Annotated in this window: 4 protein-coding genes and 1 pseudogene; 1 reads left to right on the plus strand and 4 read right to left on the minus strand. The window is 55.5% G+C overall.

Annotated elements, in window-relative coordinates:
- On the plus strand, positions 1 to 161 hold a 161-nt coding region (locus tag CO660_RS31950), incomplete at its 5' end, for an integrase core domain-containing protein (protein WP_141504967.1).
- A gap of 370 nt (positions 162 to 531) precedes the next feature.
- Here CO660_RS31950 and CO660_RS31955 read toward each other — a convergent pair.
- The 4 genes and pseudogenes from CO660_RS31955 to CO660_RS31975 form a co-directional block, all read right to left on the minus strand.
- Positions 532 to 1,017 carry a NifX-associated nitrogen fixation protein gene (locus CO660_RS31955; RefSeq protein ID WP_004677039.1) on the minus strand — a complete coding sequence of 162 codons (486 nt, stop codon included), beginning with the start codon at positions 1,015 to 1,017 and terminating at the stop codon, positions 532 to 534.
- Between the two features lie 281 nt (positions 1,018 to 1,298).
- Positions 1,299 to 1,444 (minus strand): annotated as a pseudogene (nifH, locus tag CO660_RS34610) (nitrogenase reductase); the annotation flags it as partial.
- Positions 1,445 to 2,695: 1,251 nt separating this feature from the next.
- The gene (gene nolL / locus CO660_RS31970) at positions 2,696 to 3,808 is read right to left on the minus strand and encodes a nodulation factor fucose acetyltransferase NolL (RefSeq protein WP_309506638.1); all 1,113 of its coding nucleotides are present in this window, start codon (positions 3,806 to 3,808) and stop codon (positions 2,696 to 2,698) included.
- A gap of 873 nt (positions 3,809 to 4,681) precedes the next feature.
- The gene (locus CO660_RS31975; RefSeq protein WP_097545515.1) at positions 4,682 to 5,455 is read right to left on the minus strand and encodes an aquaporin; all 774 of its coding nucleotides are present in this window, start codon (positions 5,453 to 5,455) and stop codon (positions 4,682 to 4,684) included.
- Between the last annotated feature and the right edge of the window lie 619 nt (positions 5,456 to 6,074).

Raw genomic sequence — 6,074 nt, forward strand, 5'->3', positions numbered from 1 at the left:
AATGCCTGAACCAGCATTGGTTCCTGACCCTTGCGGATGCCCGCGAAAAGATGGAGGATTGGCGTAGATACTACAATGAGGAAAGACCTCATGGTGCGATCGGCAACAAGGTGCCGATCTCGTTGGTGAATTCGGGAGGCGCAACCAGCCCGCCTCCCTGAATGAAGCCGGAAAACTCTAGCATCCGGTGGTCCAACGTTTGGGAGCGGTTCAGAAATTCTCAGTGGCAGGTCAGACGCCGGATGAAAATTCGGTGACAGGTCATTTGAAGGCCAACCACCTACCTTCCTGCCGAACACTGGCAGACCAGAAAACAAGGGGCGCAGCCAATACACGTCGCTTGATCAGTGCTTGTGAGATACGCCGGAGCCAAAGAGGAGCCGTAGTGAGTAGTGAACGCACTGTCATGCAGGTTCCTCCATGTCGCCCCCCCCCCCCCGCGCCAAGAACGCTAGGGCACACCCCCGGATTGCTTGATTGCTGGGCAGATTAGCGAAGAATTCCGCCCTATATGAGCCGTTTCAACCGCACTTAAACGCGCGCTACATCTGAATAGGTCTTAATTGTTGTTAAGCCATTATCGACCAGGCCAGTTCCCGCCTCGGCGAGCTTTTGGAGGTTGTCGAAGCCAAATCGATGTACGTCGCGGAGCGTCTTCGAGAGTACTACGAGCCGCCCCGCCGTGAGTAATATCCGACCGAATCCCTCATGGTTCACAGTCAACACCGGTGACGCCATCAGTCCGGACTGCTCCTCTATAGCAAGTGCTACGGCGGCATAGAAGATCTCAAGCCGCCACTGCACCTCTAGGTCAGGTCCCCCGATGAGAGGAATCGCCCTACGCTGCTGCCTCGTCACGATGAAATCACAGAGCAAATCGGTGTCCGATTTCTCTTGCCACAATTCAAAGGTGTCTTGAGCACGCATCAGACGCAAGAGGCACTTAATGAAAGGCGTGGCGAGAGCATCTTTCTCATCTAATCGAGCATTGTTGGGGACAGGGGTGACGTTTGACATCAGTTAAAATCCTCCTGAGTGTTGGATGCGGTTTGACTAAGGGCCACACCCGCTTCCGGTAACACCATCCCTTAAAATGGTGCGGCAGATGGGACCTGTGGCGACGCAACTTGGCCCGGACGAATGACATGGCCCCTCGAAACGGGGCGGCCGCAACAACAACGGCAAGCGGCGGGCAACGCTGGCGGGCTTGACGAAAAGCGCTTCACAAGCGAGATTCCCGTCGCGATAGTCCAGTGGCGGTAGGTTTCGCCGCGAACTCCACCCTCAACCAACCTATTCGCCGCCAGGTGTAAAACCGTGTCTCGGGCTTTCGAATTGAGGATCAGGCGGGGGGTGGAATCAGCTTTTCGAGGTCGACAAGGACAGTGAGAGTATCTTGAGAGGCCGTGTACTTGCCGATACCCCCTTTTCCGTGCGAACTGATGCAGACCTGCCATGTATTTTCCCTTCAAGGTTCAAATCGACTTCGACCGGACGCCACACGTTCCACCAGGCGATTGCCCGCCGCGTAGTTCTGGGAGTTCAAGACTCATGCCAGTCTCCTCCGCTGAGGTTCGGAACACGGCATCTGTATTGTTTCCAGCTTCTTAGCTAGCCCATGAAGAATTGATCGAGGACAACGTTGTCGTGAACCGGACAAGACGCGGTGGGGATCGAAGAAATGGCATCCCGGTGCAGCGGCGGAAGCCTATTCTCCGGCCACGTCAGCAACAAATGACACCCGCCGAAGCCGCTCCGCTCTCAATTCGCGGATTGGGCGCAATGTCCGGCCGCTTGCCGAGGTGCAGCCGGTCGATCTTCTTTGCTTGGCGATCACAGCGCCTCCCAGTGATGGACTCCGAGACCCGCATGCATCACTGGCTGGAGCTCCCTTCCTCGACAGTTAGCGCCGTCATTTGGGGGAATGCCGCGGGCAAATGGAATGCGGCATAGGCCCCCGCGACGCCGGCGACAGCTCAACAACGCTCTGAATTTCCACAGTGAACGGCTGTTAGACGTAGCCGGCAAAGGGGAAGCTCACGAAGATCAGATGGCCCTTCAGGGCCGGGTCCTGGTCCGATGCCCACCGGATCGACCGGCCGCAAGGTTTTAGGACCGTTTCAACAACCAGCCCCTGGGCGCCTCGGCGGCGTGTATCTTAAGTTGCCGGCGTGCGTCGGCCGCGTTCACTCTCTATCCGCACCAGAACACGGCACCCGGGGGATCATGCTGCCGGCACGACCTAGCTGGCCGGTACCGTCGGCGCCGGCAAGAGGATGACTGTGGCAGCGGCCGTCATGGAGCAGTGCTGCCTCGGTGTGACCGCTGAGGCGATACTCGCTGTTTCCGGTCATTGCTTAGCACAGGCCGGAAAAGCGTTTCTGGTACCTTAGCGAACGCTCGCGATTTTAGCAGGGACAACGGGACCTGGCGGCAAGCGGACCCCAAACAAGTGCGAAGCAAACCGAATCTTTGGCAACCTCAAAGAGGGTGGAGTCGATACCCTGGGGGTCAAGCGCCCGCGTCGTCGCGGAGCATTGGGCGCGAGGGGTTTGCGGATTCTCGATACGTGATTGGCACATCAGTCGGACCTCAGCCGATCTTCGTGCAAAAGGATCCTTTAAAAATGGGCCCCTTAACGCGTGCCTTGGCATGCTTGCTTGCTGACGAAGTTTAGGTTGAGAATTGAACACCGCTAGTTATTCGCAGGATTGCTCGGCAAACGAACGAGGCGGGGTGGCGTTCCAAGCATGAGCTGGGACAGATAGGGAATGTCGCGCACGCTCCAGCGAACTGCTAGTGCTACGGCAATGATCATCGTCCCGAGAATTCCCGCCGCGCCAGACCTCATTGTGGGAGCCCATTGTTCTCCGTATTGTATCAAATCCATGAGACGGAATACCGTAGCCTGCACCAGGTACAACACGAGCGTGCTCTGCCCCACTTCCACGGCGATAAAGCGAACCACCCGGTTCGAGCGTCCAATTTTCCAGGATTGAAGCAGAATCTCGATCATCACTGCAGAGGCCACTGTCGAGCCAAAAAACATCAGAAGGATATCTTTTGCCGACTGCAGATCCTGGATTAAGGCGAGATTGTTGTAGACATAGGTGTCCTCGCGCCACGCCATGAAGCACAAGCTAGCCGCGATAGAGGCGGACATCATCAGGAGTGGCTTATGATACCGCATTATGCTCGTCCACCAATCTCTCGACTGCGCAAATGAAAATCCCATGCAGAAAAAGGGATAGGTGTACTTTATGAGAGGGAATATAGAAAACGTCACGGGGGCAACTGCGACCAGTATGGATGAGACAAGCAAAGAGCGTGCCGACCCGGAGTTGAAGATCGAAATAAGTTTGACCAAAAGAAAAGAAGCAAACGCAGCCCAGATGAACCAGTATGTGCCGACGAAATCGTGCATGAATTGCAACAGGTTGCCAGGTGCGTCCGGCGGCCGGGGAAACATGAGCAATTTGACTGCCTCCAAAAGGGTGCACCAGAACAGCGTCGGCACCAGGAGCTGCAGCGCGCGATCACCGATGGCTTGCCTGAACGATTTGCCTAGTAGCCCTGATCTAGAGAGATATCCGCTTATCGCCATAAAGAGAGGCATGTGAAACATGTAGATCGATTTGAAGCATGCCGAATCCCAGAAGCCATCACCCTCGTAAAAGATATATTGTATCAGGTGACCGAAAATCACCAAGACAATGAGTATTCCTTTGGCGAAGTCTAAAGCTAGATCGCGATCGTCGGCCTCTGGCGCCTCAGGCACTGTCTTTCCACCTACAATTCTTGCTCGCATTCTCAACATCTCACGATGCCTACGGGAGCCTTTGAAAGCGGCATTTTCCAACCTCTCGTTCATCATGCAGGCTAATCCAGCTTCCGATCAGCGCTCCGACTTCGGCATGCTGAACGACGGCCAACGGTCATACAATTTGCCTGGGTTCCAAGTTCACAGGGCGACCGTGGCGACTTAGGCCCAGTAGCCGTTTTCGGCGTGTCCATTGGCTGTTTTTCGCCGCAACGTACGCCCCGCCTAAACTCGCTGCCGCGCAACTGCTTGGGCTGCCACGTCGTCGAAATCTTCTAACGGACATTTGCGCGTATGCAAGTAGCGCTGCTTGACTCTGCACTCGGCTATTGTTGCGATTGCATATGATTCTCCATGCCAAACTTGCGCGACACCGTATCAAAAGAACATATTGCCGATTCAATGGCTCCTAGCCGCTGTGGGTATCGTCTATCACCTACCGGCGCTTGGGTGTGGATCGGCACCCCAGCGCAACCCCCCAGACGCTGGAGATTTGCTCCATTAGATCCGCCGCCCAACGTGTCCTATATGGCAGCCTCACCATTGTAAAATTCATGCTCCTAATGACACGCATCTGCGGTATGGATGAGTATCGCGGACCCTTGACAACCTTGAGCGGAAGGTCGGTGAGTATCGCGATACACGAGGCTTTGGCCGCGATCGCCGCCGTTTTGGATCGCCGCCAATGATAGCTGGACGTTGGGCTGCCATTGTCGATCCGTATGCGACGTTTGTCGATACGTCAGAGACGACCGTGGTCCCAATCCGTAGGAAGATCGCAGTAAGCGTCAAGATATGCGGGATGCAACGGCGAGTGTCTGGGGATGCGCTCCCCTGTCAAGGTCGAGACCCCCTCCTCGATCAGTGGCTTTCCCTTTTTGGGATACCTCTCCTTCGGTGGCGAAGGAATGAAACCGGGCTGGATATGTCGCTGGTCATTTCGCGCGATTCAAATTGGCGCAGACTTTGCGGCTCGCTTGACGCGACGATCCCCCTGAGCTGAAGAAGGCCGGCCGCAATAGCGCCGAGCATTGGCGCACATATATAAAGCCAGAGTTGAGAGAGTGCCGCCCCTCCTGCGAAAAGTGCTGGGCCGATCGATCGTGCTGGATTCACAGAAGAACCCGAAACGGTGATACCGCCAAGGTGGATCGCAACTAAGGCAAGTCCAATCGCCAATCGTGCAACAGCGCCGCGTCCAGCCGTGCATTTGAGGAATACAGTTACGAACAGGAACGTGGCGATAAACTCGAATAGGAACGCAGCTCTCCATCCGTAGACTACCCAGCCGGTTTGGGCGAAACCTTCTAGGGTGATATCGTAACCGCCGACCTTGTTCATAGCGATAAGGTAGAGCGTGCCTGCCGCCGCGATAGCTCCTGCACATTGGGCGGAGACATACGCGAGAAAGTCCCACACTCTCAATCGGCGCGACACGAGGAAACCCAGGCTGACCGCCGGATTGAGATGCGCGCCCGAGACTGGGCCAATCGTGTAGGCCATTGCAACCACGGTCGTCCCGAAGGCTAAAGCGACACCCAACAGGCCCACCTCTTGACGCATATAAAGCAATGTGCCGCAGCCGAGGAAGACAAGTGTGAAGGTCCCGAAGAATTCGCAAACATACTTTTTCATTTTTCACTCCATTGATTTGACCCCACGTACTTTTCGGTGTCATCCTCGTGCCGCCAAGCGTTCCGCATGCACCGAACCAATCATCGTGTCAGGTCCCGAAAACCTCCGTAGTTGACTTCAATTGCGTCCTTGTCCGACGAGATCGGCATCAGAGCCTATGGTCAACCAGCGTCACCGATCACCAGCAAACGTCGTACCAAATGAAATATGTTGCGCATCACAGCGATCGCTCTGATGACGTTCGGTCTTATGTTCGAAAGTGCCGTGAACAGGATAGGCAGGCGAACCGTACCGAGACGTATGGACCCGAGCTGGGCTACGAACAAATCGCCAAGCAGCCCATCCTCAAATTATCGAAACAACGACCCTCTTCATGGCTCCAAGCGGAAGGTGGTGCAAAGCAGGAACCAGGACAAGGGTTGATAAGACCGCCAGGGACGTTCACGAGAAGTCGAGTAACGCCCCTTAGCCACGAACAGGCACATGATCCTTGGCGCGATTTGAAGTCCACGTGAATTCCCTTGTCCCCAGCGCAACCGTCGACATTTCTCGCAAATGTCGGGCATCCGCCACTTTTGTCAGGTTTGTCGTGATTGGAACGTTTTGTTCGCCGGTCTCT

This window comes from Rhizobium sp. L9 (assembly GCF_002531885.1).
Taxonomy (GTDB): domain Bacteria; phylum Pseudomonadota; class Alphaproteobacteria; order Rhizobiales; family Rhizobiaceae; genus Rhizobium.

What these genes read in the sequence shown, in the direction of transcription:
- CO660_RS31955 (WP_004677039.1), bottom strand. Translation starts at nt 1,017, where the DNA reads ATGTCAAACGTCACCCCTGTCCCCAACAATGCTCGATTAGATGAGAAA.
- nolL (WP_309506638.1), bottom strand. Translation starts at nt 3,808, where the DNA reads ATGCGAGCAAGAATTGTAGGTGGAAAGACAGTGCCTGAGGCGCCAGAG.
- CO660_RS31975 (WP_097545515.1), bottom strand. Translation starts at nt 5,455, where the DNA reads ATGAAAAAGTATGTTTGCGAATTCTTCGGGACCTTCACACTTGTCTTC.